This is a genomic window from Microbacterium sp. str. 'China' (assembly GCF_002993305.1).
Taxonomy (GTDB): Bacteria; Actinomycetota; Actinomycetes; order Actinomycetales; family Microbacteriaceae; genus Microbacterium; species Microbacterium paraoxydans.
This window is the reverse complement of record NZ_CP027434.1, coordinates 1,164,057-1,177,115: the sequence shown is the minus strand read 5'-3', so window position 1 is coordinate 1,177,115 and position 13,059 is coordinate 1,164,057. Positions and strand designations below refer to the sequence as shown.

The window sequence follows — 13,059 nt, the reverse complement described above, 5'->3', positions numbered from 1 at the left end:
GCTTCCCCTGCTCCTCTCGTCACTCAGCCGGCGGGCTTGATCTGCGTCAGCACGTATCCGGCAGCGATGGCGCCCCAGGACGGCGGGAACGCGTAGAGGTTCTCCTCGGTCGGCCAGCCGGTGTAGTCCTTCGTGTTGTAGAAGGTCTGCGTGGCGTTGATCACGAGCGGGATGTAGGGCACGTCGTTGACGATCGCGTCCTGGATGGTGGCGTAGAGCTCCTTGCGCTCGGCCTCGTCCTCGGTGCTGATGGCCTGCTGGATGGCCGCATCGACGGTGGGGTTGTTGTAGCGGCTGAAGTTCCAGCGCCCCGGGGGGATCTCGGTGCCGACCGGGCTGGTGGACTGCACCTCGGTGCCGCCGAACCAGTCGCGGTAGATCTGGAACGGGTCGGCGATGGTCGTGCCGACCACGCCGCCGACGATCAGCTGGAACTCGCCGGACTGGCGGGCGTCGACGAACTCCTGCCACTGCACGGTCGACGCGGTGATCTTGATGCCCGCGGCCTCGGCCTGCTCGGCGATGAGCTTCGCGGCGTCGTTGTAGTCCGTCCAGCCGTCGACCGAGATCAGGCTGAGCTCGACGGGAGCGCCGTCCTTCTCGTAGATGCCCGACGAGCCCTTGGTGTAGCCGGCGGCCTCGAGGATGGACGCGGCCTCCTCGACATTGGCCTCCTGCGGGCTGACCTCGTACGCGTCGTCCGTGAGCCACTTCTCATCGCGCGGGAGCAGCGTGTAGGCGGGCGAGACGTCGGCGGTGAGACCGACGAACGCCTTGTCCTTGATGGTGGCCCGGTCGACGGCGACGTTCAGCGCCTGCCGGACGGCCACGTCCGTCTGCGGACCCGTGCAGCCGAGCTCGGCGTTCGAGCACGTGTAGAGCACCGTCGGGTCCTGCGGAGTGTTGATCCACTCGATCTTGCCGTTGGCGGTCGCGTCATCCGGGTTCGGGATGAACATGCCGGTCCAGTCGAGCTCGCCCGCCGTCACGAGATCCTGCGCGGTCTGGTTGTTGTCGACCGCGATGTACTGGACCTTCTTGATGGCCAGCTCGTCGGCACCGCGGTAGTTCTCGTTGGCGACCAGCGTGTAGGACTCGCTCGTGGTCTTGTCCACGACGTACGGGCCCGACCCGACCGGCTCCTCGTTCGTGAAGTTCGCGAAGTCGTCGACGTCCTTCCAGATGTGCTCGGGGAGGATGTAGCTCGAGCCCATCCGCTGGAACTCCGTGGTGTACTGCGCGATGCCGTAGGTGAGAACGACCGTGGTGTCGTCGGTGGCCTCCGCGGAGACCAGCTGATTGCCCTCGGGGTTGTTCGCCTCGTACAGGAAGGTGAAGGCCACGTCCGCGGCCGTGAGCGGCTCGCCGTCGCTCCACTTCAGGTCGGGCTTGATCTTCACCGTGATCTGCGTGCCGTCCTCGTTGTACTCGAAGGACTCGCCGATGAGGCCGATGGGCTCCTCGTCCTTGGTCTTGTTGTAGAAGAACAGGGGCTCGTAGATCGGGCCGAGTGCGCCATGGAGCACGTTCGGGGCGAAGGGGTTGTAATTCGTGGTGATCGGCGTCGTGCTGCCGGCCCAGACGCGGAGGGCGCGGTCGCTGGACGCGTCGCCGCCTCCGTCATCGCTACCGCCGCCGCCGCAGGCCGTCAGGCCCAGGACGAGGACCGAGGCCCCCGCGACCGCCGTGAGCGCGATCTTGCGCTTTCCGTTACGGATCATTCTTCATTTCCTCTCGGTGCTGCACTGCAGGAGGGATTCTCCGGTTGGAGCCGAACCCCGGGCGGGGTTCACGGGAACCCCGGGAGGCGGCCGGTGGCCACTCTCGAAGGGGTTTGTTAGGACAGTAACCTAACAAACCCACCCCGGGGGGACAAGCCTTCCCGCGGGGAGGAGATAACGTTTCGGACTCGACGCGTTCGTTCGTCATCTGCGCGCACTAAAGGTCCCGATGACACTAAGATCGAATCCGGAGGTTAAGGTGCCTATGACTCGAAGTGCGGACATCCGCGTCGCCGTCTCGACGGTGATGCTCACGCTGCGCCGCGGTGACGATGGTCCGCCCGTGCTCGCGCTCCCCCTCGTCCGCCGCACCCGCGAGCCGTTCGCGGAGCGGTGGGCGCTCCCCGGCGGGTGGCTCACCCCCGAGGAGTCGCCGGTCGATGCCGCGGCCCGCACGCTCGCCGAGACGACCGGCCTCGCCCCCACCTACCTGGAGCAGCTCTACGCCTTCGGCGCCGTCGACCGCTCCCCCACGCGGGTCGTCTCGATCGTGTACTGGGCCCTGCTCCGCCAGGACGACGTCGAGGCCCAGATCACCGCGCACCGGGCCTCGGGCCGCGCGCCGGAGAACGTGGAATGGTTCGCTGCCGACGACCTGCCGGCGCTCGCCTTCGATCATCGCGAGATCATCGAGTACGCGCTCTGGCGCCTGCGGAACAAGGTCGGATACAGCCGTGTGGCCCAGGGCTTCCTGCCCGCCGAGTTCACGCTCGCCGAGCTCCGGGAAGCCTACGAGTCGATCCTGGGGCGCGCGCTCGACCCCGCGAACTTCCGGCGGCAGGTCGAGTCCGCCGGCAACCTGACCCGCACCGACCGCTTCCGGACGGGCAGTCATCGCCCGGCCCGCCTGTACCGCGACGACACCGATCTCGAGCTGGCCGACCGCGGTCCGCTCCGCCCCGAGGAAACGAGAACCCGATGAGCATCACCTTCGTCCCGACGCCCGCGGTCCCCCCTGCGGACCCGTCCGTCGACCACGCGATCCAGGCCATCGTCGGCGGGGTCTCCACCGACGCCACCTGCACGACCGACCTCGCCGTCGGACCCTGGGACTTCGACACACGCCCCGGCTACGGACCCGGCTCCTCCATGGGTGATGTCATCCCCACCGGGGCTCCCCGGCAGGGAGAGCTCCCCGGGGCCTACCGCGAGGCCGGCGAGGCGGAGCTCCACCGACGCATCGAGGCGGCGAAGGCCACGCTCGGAGACAGGGTGGTGATCCTCGGGCACTTCTATCAGCGCGAGGAGGTGGTGGCCCATGCGGACGAGGTGGGCGACTCGTTCCAGCTCGCCACCGCCGCCACGATGCGGCCGGATGCGGAGGCGATCGTCTTCTGCGGTGTGCACTTCATGGCCGAGACCGCCGACCTCCTCTCCCAGCCCGACCAGGCGGTGATCCTGCCGAACCTCGCCGCGGGGTGCTCGATGGCGGATATGGCCGACATCGACCAGGTCGAGGAGTGCTGGGAGCAGCTCGCCGACGTGCTGGGCGACCTCGACACCCCAGACGCCGACGGCCGCGTGCCGGTGATCCCCGTCACCTACATGAACTCCTCGGCGGCGATCAAGGGCTTCGTCGGGCGACACGGCGGCATCGTGTGCACCTCGTCCAACGCCGCCACGGTACTGGAGTGGGCGTTCGCCCGCGGCCGCCGGGTGCTCTTCTTCCCCGATCAGCATCTGGGACGCAACACCGCGAAGGCCATGGGGGTGCCCCTCGACCGGATGCCGATGTGGAACCCGCGGCGAGCGCTGGGCGGCTCCACCGCGGAGGAGCTCGTCGACGCGCAGGTGATCCTCTGGCACGGGTTCTGCTCCGTGCACCGGCGCTTCACCGTGGCGCAGATCGACCAGGCTCGGGCCGAGCACCCGGGAGTCCGCGTGATCGTGCACCCGGAGTGCCCGATGGAGGTCGTCGACGCGGCCGACGAGGCGGGCTCCACCGAGTACATCCGCCGCGCCATCGCCGAGGCGACGGAGCCGACGACCTTCGCCGTCGGTACCGAGATCAACCTCGTGCGCCGCCTGGCCGCGCAGTACCCGCAGCACCGGATCTTCTGCCTCGACCCGGTCGTCTGCCCGTGCTCGACCATGTACCGCATCCACCCGGGCTACCTCGCGTGGGTCCTGGAGGAGCTGGTCGCCGGCCGCACACCGAACCGCATCACGGTCTCCCCCGATGTCGCCGACCCGGCTCGCCTCGCGCTCGAGCGGATGCTGGCCGCCAAGCCGCCGGTGGCCGCCGGGGCACGATGAACGTCGTCGTCGTCGGCTCCGGCATCGCCGGCCTCACCGCCGCGCTGCACGCTCACGAGGCCGGGCACACGGTGACAGTCGTGACGAAGGGCGACCTCGGGGGCGGATGCACGCCTCTCGCGCAGGGCGGTGTGGCCGGCAGCTACGGGCCGGGAGATGGACCGGCCACGCACGCCGCCGACACGATCAGCGCCGGAGGGGGTCTGTGCGATCCGGCCGCGGTCGACGCGCTCGTGGCGGACGGCGCGGCCCGGACCGCCGAGCTCCTCGCCCGCGGCGTCGCCTTCGACCGGACTCCGGGCGGCGCTCTCGCCCGCGGGCGCGAGGCGGCGCATACTCATGCCCGCATCCTGCACGCCGGAGGCGATGCCACCGGCGCCGCGATCTCCGCCGCGCTATGCGCCGCCGTTCGCCGTGCGTCCATCGCCGTCTGCGAGGGGACGATGCTCCTCGACCTCGTCGTCGAGGAGGACCGGGTCCGTGGGATCACGGTCCTCCGCGACGGGGACACGGCCGAGATCCGGGCCGACGCCGTGATCCTCGCGACGGGCGGGGCGGGGCAGCTCTACGCGCACACGACCAACCCGGCGGAGGCGACCGGCGATGGCATCGCGGCGGCCCTGCGCGCCGGCGCCGCCGTCGCCGACCTGGAGTTCGTGCAGTTCCACCCGACCGCGCTTCCCGGCACCCCGGTCTTCCTGCTCTCCGAAGCCATCCGCGGCGAGGGTGCCGTGCTCCGCGACCACGAAGGGCGACGGTTCGTGTTCGACAGCCACCCGGACGGGGAGCTCGCGCCGAGGGATGTCGTCGCGCGAGCCATCGCCCGACAGGCCGCCCGGCAGGGGGCGCCCGTGCACCTCGATGCGACGGCGCTGGGGGCGGACGCGCTCGCCCGCCGCTTTCCCACCATCGACCGGGTGACACGTGCTCGCGGTTTCGACTGGTCCAGGGAGCCGCTGCCGGTGACGCCCGCCGCCCACTACCTCATGGGCGGCGTCGTCACCGATCGCCACGGACGGACCACGATCCCGGGGCTCTACGCCGTCGGTGAGACCGCCCGCACGGGGGTGCACGGAGCCAATCGGCTCGCCTCCAACTCGCTCCTCGAAGGCGCCGTGTTCGGTGCCAGGGCCGCCGCCGCCCTGGACGGATCGTGGGCCACTGCCGTCGACATCACCCCGCGTCCGTCGCCGACCGACTCGGCAGACGCGGATGTCGCACCGGAGCCTCTCCCCCCGTTCGACCGCGCCGGGCTGCAGCGGTTGCTGTGGGACGAGGTCGGCCTGCACCGGACCGGATCGGGCCTGCAGCGCGCGCTCGGGATCGTGCGCGGATGGGCCGTCGAGACGCCTCCCCCCTCCGACGCCCGCGCGCACGAGGACCGGAACCTGCTGCAGGTCGCCGACGCCACCATCCGTGCTGCCCTTGCCCGCCCCGTCTCGGTCGGCGCCCACCACCGCGACGACCCCGTCCCCGCCGAGCCGAAGGCGGAACACGCACCGATCCTGGAGACCGCCTGATGCTCACCCGCGCCACCCTGCACCGCGTCGTCGGAGCCGCACTCGAGGAGGACGCCCCGTGGGGCGACCTCACCAGCATCACCCTGCTCCCCGCGGAGACGACGGCCACGGCCGACCTCGTCGCCCGCGAGGACGGGATCTTCAGCGGCGGTGAGGTCTTCGCCACCGCGTTCCTCCTCACCGATCCCGATGTCGTCGTCGACCTGCACGTGGGCGACGGCGATGCCTTCACCGCCTCCGACGTGCTGGCCACCGTGACAGGGCCGGCCCGCACGCTCCTCACCGCCGAGCGTGTCGCCCTGAACTTCGTGCAGCGGATGTCGGGCATCGCGACCCTCACCGCCGCCTATGTCCGCGAAGTGGAGGGGACGCGGGCGCGCATCGCAGACACCCGCAAGACGACGCCAGGACTGCGGGCGTTCGAACGGCACGCCGTGGTGTCAGGCGGCGGCCGGAACCACCGGTACTCCCTCTCCGACGCGGTCATGGCGAAGGACAACCACCTCGCGGTGCTCCAGCGGTCCGGGCTCGACCTCGCGACGGCTCTTCGCGAGGCACTCTCGCGGCTGCCGCACACCGCCCACGTGGTCGTCGAGGTCGACCGTCTCGACCAGATCCCGGCGGTGCTCGACGGCGGTGCGCACACCGTGCTGCTGGACAACTTCTCCCTCGACGATCTGCGCGCCGGCGTGGCCCTCATCGGCGAGCGCGCCACCGTGGAGGCCTCGGGCGGCGTCGACCTGACCACCGTCCGCGCCATCGCCGACACCGGGGTGGACGTGATCTCGGTCGGAGCCCTCACGCACTCCGCGCGGGCGCTGGACCTCGGACTCGACCTCCGGATCGGTTGAGTCTCGTGCTGTACCTCGATCACGCCGCGACCTCGCCGGTACGCCCCGAGGTACGGGCGGCCATGGAACCCTTCCTCACCGAGGTGTTCGGCAACCCCGCCAGCCACCACACCGCGGGCGAGACGGCAGCGCGCGCGCTGGAGGATGCCCGCGCCAGGGTCGCCCGCGTCTTCGGGGTGCGGGCGGGCGATGTCGTCTTCACCGGCGGCGGCACGGAGGCGAACAACCTCGCCGTGAAGGGGATCACGCTGGCAGCGCTCGCCTCCGGGCGGCGGCGCGTCGTGGTGTCCCCCATCGAGCACGAGTCGATCCGGGAGTCGGCGGCGTACCTCGCGCGCTTCCACGGGGTGACGGTGGCGATGCCCGCGGTGGACGGGACCGGGCGGATCGGGCCGGACGCCCTCGACACGGTGCTCACCGACGACACGGCCATCGTGTCCGTCGGGCACGCGAACAACGAGATCGGCACCGTCCAGGACATCGCCGCGCTCCGCGAGGTCGTCCGCGCCCGCCGCGTGCCCCTCCATGTCGACGCCGTGCAGTCGGCCGGCTGGCTGCCCCTGCATGATCTGGATGCCGACGCCGTATCGATCGCCGGGCACAAGCTCGGCGCTCCCAAAGGGACCGGGGCGCTCGTCGTCCGCGGACGCCTCCCTCTGGAACCGCTCCTGCACGGCGGCGCTCAGGAGCGTGGACGGCGGTCCGGCACCGTCGACGTCGCGGGAGCGGTGGGCCTGGCGACGGCGTTGGAGCTCGCCGAGCGGGAGCGCGAAGACACGGCGACCAGGGTGGCGGCCACGACGACGCGTTTCATCGTCGAGGTGCAGCGACGTGTGCCCGTGGCCGCGCTGACGGGGCATTCCACGCAGCGTCTGCCCGCGACGGCGAGCTTCACGATCTCCGGCGTGAGCGGCGAGGCGGTGCTGCTGGAGCTGGAGCGCCGCGGGGTGATCTCGTCCAGCGGCTCCGCCTGCGCGGCCGGCAGCGACGAGCCCTCCCCCGTGCTGCTCGCGTGCGGCATCGCCCCCGAGGTCGCTCAGACGGCCGTGCGGTTCACCTTCGGGCGCACGGCCCTCCCGGCGGATGCTCCCGAGCGCCTCGCCGCACTGCTCGCGGAGGCGGTCGCCGCCGTCCGCGGCTGACGGACGGCTCTAGACTCGGCGGAGTGACCGCCCCCACCCCGATCGTGACGCTGATCGTGCCAGGACGCGACATCGCCGCGTTCGCCCCCGCCGCCCTCGACTCCCTCCGCGCGCAGACGGACGAGCGGTGGCGTGCCCTCCTCATCGACGACGGCTCCACCGACGACACGGGAGCGATCTTCGCCGACGCCGCCGCGAGGGACGCCCGCTTCACCGTGATCCGGCATGAGGCCTCCGTCGGGCTCGGCGCCGCGCGCAATGTCGGCCTCGCACGGGTCGACACGCCCTTCACCGGTTTCCTCGACGCGGATGACGAGCTGATGCCGGACGCGCTGGCGACGCTCGTGGGCACGCTCGAGCGCACGGAGAGCGACTTCGCCGCCGGCGCCTACGTGCGGCTGCGTCCCCAGGGGCGAGGATACGTGCCCGGCCGCGTACAGCCCTGGGTGGCCGCGGCGACCTCTCCGGCCCGCCTCGGCACCACCCTCGCAGAGCACCCGCAGGCGGTGTCGAACATCGTCGCGTGGTCCAAGGTGAGCCGCACGGAGATGTGGTCCGACCTGAGATTCCCGGAAGGTGTGGCCTACGAGGACCAGGTCGTCGCGCAGACGATGTACACCCGGGCGCGCACCTTCGATGTGCTGCCCGACGTCGTGGCGCGCTGGCGCGTCCGAGCGGACGGCACCTCGATCACCCAGAGCAAGGCGCAGCTCCCCGTGCTCCGCGACTACCTCGCTGCGCTCCGCGGCGGGATCCGCGTCCTGCAGGAGGCGGGCGCGCATGCCGCCGTGACCGCACGGCTCGACCTCATCCTCGCGATGGACGTCGCTCCGCTCCGGGAGATCGCGGACACCCACCCCGATCCCGCCTATGCGGCGGACGTCTCCGCGTTCCTGGCCGAGCTGCGTGCCCTTCCCGAGTTCGCCGACGCCCGCCCCGACCCCACCCTCGCCGACGCCCTCGCGTGGTGAGCCCCGCCGAAAGGACCCCCGCATGACCGACTACCTCTCCTCGCTCTTCGCACTCGACGGCCGCACCGCGGTCGTGACCGGCGGCAGCTCGGGCATCGGTCGCGGCATAGCGACGGCGCTCGCCCGGGCCGGCGCGGCCACGGTGATCGTCGCCCGCGGCGCGGAGCGCATCGCCGAGACCGTCGAGGAGCTGACCGCGCAGGGGTGCCGGGCCGCGGGCGTGGTCGGCGATCTGAGCACGCGCGGGGGCATCCATGCGGTCGCGGAGGCCGCAGCCGTCCCCTTCGGCGAGCCGGACATCCTCGTCAACTCCGCCGGCATCAACATCCGTCCGCCCTACGCCGAGATCACCGAGGCGGACTGGGACGCCACGATGACCGTCAACGCGCTCGCCCCGTTCCTCCTCGGTCAGCGCTGGGCGCAGGGCATGGCGGCGCGCGGCTACGGGCGACTGATCCACATCAGCTCGCAGCAGGCGCACCGGGCATTCGTGGGCAGCGGGGTCTACGGCGCCTCCAAGGGCGCGGTCGAGTCGCTCATGCGCTCGGAGGCCGAGGCCTGGGGCGGTACCGGGGTGACGAGCAACACCCTCGTCCCCGGATTCGTCCTCACGCCCCTGAACGCCCGCCTGCAGGAGGACTCCGCCACGATCGCGGCCCTCGCGGCCCGGACGATGATCGGACGCAACGGCCTCCCGGAGGACTTCGCGGCGGCCGCGGTCTTCCTCGCGGGCCCGGGCTCGGCCTACGTCACCGGCCAGTCGCTGTTCATCGACGGCGGGCTCTCCGTCCACTGAGCCTCGCGGTCGTCACCCGTCGGTCGGGCGCGGCCGCGCATCGGCACTCGATGCCGTCGGCAGCGGGACGCCCGTCGTCAGCGCCACGACGGCATCGGCTGCGGCGGAGTCCTCCGGCTCACGGTCGGCACGGCGCGCGGCGAGACCAGCGTCGACGCCTTCTCCGACGCCCCCGCGGATCGCGGCCTCCTCCTCGGCCTGCGCTTCCATCTCGGCGTCCAGCACGCGCGACGCGGCCACCTGCTGCGCCGCCAGCTCGGCGTAGAGGCCGCCCTGCGCGAGGAGCTCGGCGTGGGTGCCGGACTCCACGATGCGCCCGGCCTCCAGCACATGGATGACGTCCGCCCCCATGACCGTCGACAGGCGGTGCGCGATCGACAGGGTGGTGCGCCCCTTCGCCGCCTCGTCGAGGGCCTCCTGCACCACGCGCTCGGACACGGTGTCCAGGGCGGAGGTCGCCTCGTCGAGCAGGAGCACCGGCGGGTCCTTCAGCAGCACGCGCGCGATGGCGATGCGCTGCTTCTCGCCACCGGAGAGCCGGTACCCGCGCTCCCCCACGACCGTGTCGTAGCCCTTCTCGAAGCCCGCGATGATGTGGTGGATGTTGGCCGCGGTGCAGGCGGCGACCAGCTCCTCGTCCGTCGCATCGGGCTTCGCGTAGCGGAGGTTCTCCCGGATCGTCGCGTGGAACAGGTAGGTCTCCTGGGAGACGATGCCCACATCGTCGATGATCGACTCCTGCGTGAGGGTGCGCACGTCCGCCCCCGCGAACAGCACCGCGCCGCCCTTGGCCTCGTACAGTCGAGGCGCGAGGTAGAGGATCGTGGTCTTGCCCGCGCCGGAGGGGCCGACGAAGGCGACGTGCTGCCCGGGCTCGGCCACGAAGGAGACCCCGTGCAGCGTGGGACGCGAATCGGCCGCGGCATCCGGATACCGGAACACGACGTCCTGGAACTCGATGCGTCCGCGCGGACCCGGCGCCTGCGCCACGGCGATCGCATCGGGGGCGTCGGTGATCTCGGGGACGAGGTCGAGGTACTCGAAGATGCGGGCGAACAGCGCGGACGAGGTCTGCAGGTCGAGCGAGACCCGCATGAGCCCCATCAGCGGCATGAGCAGCCGCGCCTGGACCGTCGTGAAGGCCACGATCGTCCCCGCGGTGATCGCTCCCGTCCCGCCCGCGATGAGGTATCCGGAGACGAGGTAGATGACGGCGGGGACGCTCGCCATGATGACCTGGACGACCGCGAAGAAGCCCTGACCGCTCATTGCTCGGCGCACCTGGAGGCGCACCTGGTTGCGGTTCTCCTGCTGGTAGCGCTCGGACTCGGTGCGCTGGCGGTTGAACGCCTTGGACAGCAGCATGCCCGAGACGCTCAGGGTCTCCTGGGTGATCGAGGTCAGCTCGGACAGCGACTCCTGGGTCTCCCCCGCGATGCGTGCCCGCACCTGTCCCACGCGTCGCTGCACGAGCACGAGGAACGGCATGAGCACGACGGCGATGAGGGTGAGGCGCCAGTCGATGAGGATCATCGCCACGAGCGAGGCGATCACCGTGACGGCGTTGCCGAGGATGCTGGTGACCGTGTTCGTCAGCACGCCGGAGACGCCGCCGACGTCGTTCTGCAGCCGGGACTGGATCACGCCGGTCTTCGTGCGGGTGAAGAAGCCGAGCTCCATGGCCTGCAGGTGCTCGAACAGCCGCACCCGGAGATCGCCCGTGACGCTGTTGCCGACCGTCGCCGTGAGCCAGGTCTGTGCGACTCCGAGGACCGCCGAGAAGAGGAAGAGGCCGACCATCGCGCCGACGAGCACGCCGAGCAGCGAGAGGTGGGGGCCGCCGCCGTCGACGGGGAACAGCGCGTCGTCGAAGATGCGCTGCACGAGGAGCGGCGGGATGACCGCGATGCCGGCCCCCAGGACCACGAGGACACCGGTGAAGAGGATGCGCCACCGGTAGGCGCTGAACAGGGCGACGACCCTGGTGCCGAGGCCGTCGATCTTCGGAGCCTCCGCATTGAGCCGACGCTGGGCGTCCTCGTCCACGCCGCGGAAACCGCCCCGCGGACCACCGCCCATCCCGCCCATGCTCATGGCGCCAGCGTACTCACCCCCGAGGACACGGGCTCCGTTCCCGCGGCGTTCAGCGATATCCCAGATTTCGGAATGAAATGTCCGCCCGACCCGTTACGCTGAATGACTCTCGCGAACTCTCGCACCTCCCTCTTCTCTCCGATGCCCTGGAGGCCGCCCATGTCTGCCGTCGATACCGGCTCCATCACGACGCCCCCCGCATCGAGCGGGGGCATCCCCCGCAAGGACATGCGGGTCATCTGGCTGCTGCTCGTCGCCGCCTTCGTCGCCATCCTCAACGAGACGACGATGGGCATCGCGATCCCGCACCTGAACACCGATCTCGGCATCCCGCCCGAGCTCGGACAGTGGCTGACGAGCGCGTTCATGCTCACCATGGCGGTGGTCATCCCGACCACCGGCTTCATCCTGCAGCGCTTCACGACGCGGCAGGTCTTCATCGCCGCGATGACGGCCTTCTCGCTCGGCACGCTCGTGGCGCTCGTGGCGCCCGGCTTCTCCGTGCTGCTCGCGGGCCGCGTGATCCAGGCGGCGGGCACCGGCATCATGATGCCGCTGCTGATGACGACGATCATGAACGTCGTGCCGGCGCAGTCGCGCGGCCGCATGATGGGCCGCGTCGGCCTCGTCATCTCGCTCGCGCCCGCCATCGGCCCGACGCTCGCGGGCGCCGTGCTCGACGCGTTCAACTGGCGCGCGCTGTTCGCGATCGTGCTGCCCATCGCCCTGATCTCGCTCGGCATGGGTGCGAAGTGGATGACGAACCTCGGCGAGACCCGCAAGGCTCCGCTCGACGTGCTGTCCATCCCGCTCGCGGCGCTGGGTTTCGGCGGCATCGTCTTCGGCCTCAGCCAGTTCGGCGGCGAAGGCGGTGCGGGCGGCACGACCGGTGTCATCGCCCTGGTCGTCGGCGCCGTCTCGCTCGCCCTCTTCGTCTGGCGCCAGCTCGTGCTGCAGCGGGTGGACGACGCGCTGCTCGACCTGCGCGTGTTCCGTTCGGCGAACTTCTCGCTGGCCGTCATCATCATGACGATCCTGGCCCTGTCGATGTTCGGCACGCTCACGCTGCTGCCGCAGTACCTGCAGAACGTCGCCGGACTCAGCGCTCTGGAGTCGGGCCTCATCCTGCTCCCCGGTTCGGTGCTGATGGGCCTCCTCGGACCGATCATGGGTCGCGTGTACGACGCGAAGGGCACCCGACCGCTGCTCATCCCCGGCACGATCCTCGTCTCGGCCTCGCTCTTCTTCTACTCGACGGTCGGCGAGCACACCGTGTGGTGGCTGCTGATCGTCGTGCAGGCGGCCATGTCGGTCGGCCTCGCGATGTCGTTCACGCCGCTGTTCTCCTCGTCGCTGGGGTCGCTGCACCGCTCGCTGTACTCGCACGGCTCCGCGGTGCTGAACACGCTGCAGCAGGTCGGCGGCGCGGCCGGCGTCGCGCTGCTCACGGTCACGTACTCGGCCATCCTGCACGCCGGGGAGGACGAGGGCCTGTCGCGGGCGGTGGCGGGTGCCCCCGGTGCGCGGACGGCGTTCCTCATCGCGGCGATCATCTCGCTCGCGGCGGTCGCGCTCAGCCCGCTGGTGCGTAAGCCCGCCGACGACATCGGCGATGCGGCGCACGGCGGTCACTGACCGCGCAGAGACA

General features: G+C 71.2%; 10 protein-coding genes. 8 read left to right on the top strand and 2 right to left on the bottom strand.

All coding sequences use genetic code 11. The features are described 5' to 3' along the window. Nucleotides 1-23: 23 nt before the first annotated feature. Entirely contained in the window at nucleotides 24-1,721 is a 1,698-nt protein-coding gene (locus C6C15_RS05590) for an ABC transporter substrate-binding protein (RefSeq protein WP_060923234.1), read from the bottom strand. A 265-nt stretch (nucleotides 1,722-1,986) separates the two neighbouring features. On the opposite strand from C6C15_RS05590, the gene C6C15_RS05585 reads away from it, so the two are divergent. From C6C15_RS05585 to C6C15_RS05555, 7 genes are read left to right on the top strand one after another with little or no spacing between them, the layout of a single operon-like run. Next, a complete protein-coding gene (locus C6C15_RS05585) occupies nucleotides 1,987-2,703 on the top strand; it encodes an NUDIX hydrolase (RefSeq protein ID WP_105949503.1) in 717 nt (238 codons plus the stop codon). Next, nucleotides 2,700-4,037: a quinolinate synthase NadA gene (gene nadA, locus C6C15_RS05580; protein ID WP_060923236.1), complete on the top strand. Its 1,338-nt coding sequence runs from the start codon at nucleotides 2,700-2,702 to the stop codon at nucleotides 4,035-4,037. Before C6C15_RS05585 ends, nadA begins: the two co-directional genes overlap by 4 nt. Then, nucleotides 4,034-5,557: an L-aspartate oxidase gene (nadB, locus tag C6C15_RS05575; protein WP_105949502.1), complete on the top strand. Its 1,524-nt coding sequence runs from the start codon at nucleotides 4,034-4,036 to the stop codon at nucleotides 5,555-5,557. Before nadA ends, nadB begins: the two co-directional genes overlap by 4 nt. Beyond that, nucleotides 5,557-6,408 carry a carboxylating nicotinate-nucleotide diphosphorylase gene (gene nadC, locus C6C15_RS05570; RefSeq protein ID WP_105949501.1) on the top strand — a complete coding sequence of 284 codons (852 nt, stop codon included), beginning with the start codon at nucleotides 5,557-5,559 and terminating at the stop codon, nucleotides 6,406-6,408. Before nadB ends, nadC begins: the two co-directional genes overlap by 1 nt. A gap of 5 nt (nucleotides 6,409-6,413) precedes the next feature. Beyond that, nucleotides 6,414-7,550 carry a cysteine desulfurase family protein gene (locus C6C15_RS05565; protein WP_105949500.1) on the top strand — a complete coding sequence of 379 codons (1,137 nt, stop codon included), beginning with the start codon at nucleotides 6,414-6,416 and terminating at the stop codon, nucleotides 7,548-7,550. A 23-nt stretch (nucleotides 7,551-7,573) separates the two neighbouring features. Then, on the top strand, nucleotides 7,574-8,521 hold the full coding sequence (locus C6C15_RS05560) for a glycosyltransferase family 2 protein (protein ID WP_105949499.1): 948 nt from the start codon (nucleotides 7,574-7,576) through the stop codon (nucleotides 8,519-8,521). Between the two features lie 22 nt (nucleotides 8,522-8,543). Then, the gene (locus C6C15_RS05555) at nucleotides 8,544-9,317 is read left to right on the top strand and encodes an SDR family NAD(P)-dependent oxidoreductase (protein ID WP_105949498.1); all 774 of its coding nucleotides are present in this window, start codon (nucleotides 8,544-8,546) and stop codon (nucleotides 9,315-9,317) included. A gap of 12 nt (nucleotides 9,318-9,329) precedes the next feature. Here C6C15_RS05555 and C6C15_RS05550 read toward each other — a convergent pair whose 3' ends face one another. Beyond that, complete coding sequence (locus C6C15_RS05550; protein ID WP_105950766.1) at nucleotides 9,330-11,405, bottom strand: ABC transporter ATP-binding protein; 2,076 nt, start codon at nucleotides 11,403-11,405, stop codon at nucleotides 9,330-9,332. A 165-nt stretch (nucleotides 11,406-11,570) separates the two neighbouring features. Between C6C15_RS05550 and C6C15_RS05545 the strand changes: the two genes are divergently transcribed. Then, a complete protein-coding gene (locus C6C15_RS05545) occupies nucleotides 11,571-13,046 on the top strand; it encodes an MDR family MFS transporter (protein ID WP_105949497.1) in 1,476 nt (491 codons plus the stop codon). Nucleotides 13,047-13,059: the final 13 nt, after the last annotated feature.

What these genes read in the sequence shown, in the direction of transcription:
- C6C15_RS05590 (WP_060923234.1), bottom strand. Translation starts at nt 1,721, where the DNA reads ATGATCCGTAACGGAAAGCGCAAGATCGCGCTCACGGCGGTCGCGGGG.
- C6C15_RS05585 (WP_105949503.1), top strand. Translation starts at nt 1,987, where the DNA reads ATGACTCGAAGTGCGGACATCCGCGTCGCCGTCTCGACGGTGATGCTC.
- nadA (WP_060923236.1), top strand. Translation starts at nt 2,700, where the DNA reads ATGAGCATCACCTTCGTCCCGACGCCCGCGGTCCCCCCTGCGGACCCG.
- nadB (WP_105949502.1), top strand. Translation starts at nt 4,034, where the DNA reads ATGAACGTCGTCGTCGTCGGCTCCGGCATCGCCGGCCTCACCGCCGCG.
- nadC (WP_105949501.1), top strand. Translation starts at nt 5,557, where the DNA reads ATGCTCACCCGCGCCACCCTGCACCGCGTCGTCGGAGCCGCACTCGAG.
- C6C15_RS05555 (WP_105949498.1), top strand. Translation starts at nt 8,544, where the DNA reads ATGACCGACTACCTCTCCTCGCTCTTCGCACTCGACGGCCGCACCGCG.
- C6C15_RS05550 (WP_105950766.1), bottom strand. Translation starts at nt 11,405, where the DNA reads ATGGGCGGGATGGGCGGTGGTCCGCGGGGCGGTTTCCGCGGCGTGGAC.
- C6C15_RS05545 (WP_105949497.1), top strand. Translation starts at nt 11,571, where the DNA reads ATGTCTGCCGTCGATACCGGCTCCATCACGACGCCCCCCGCATCGAGC.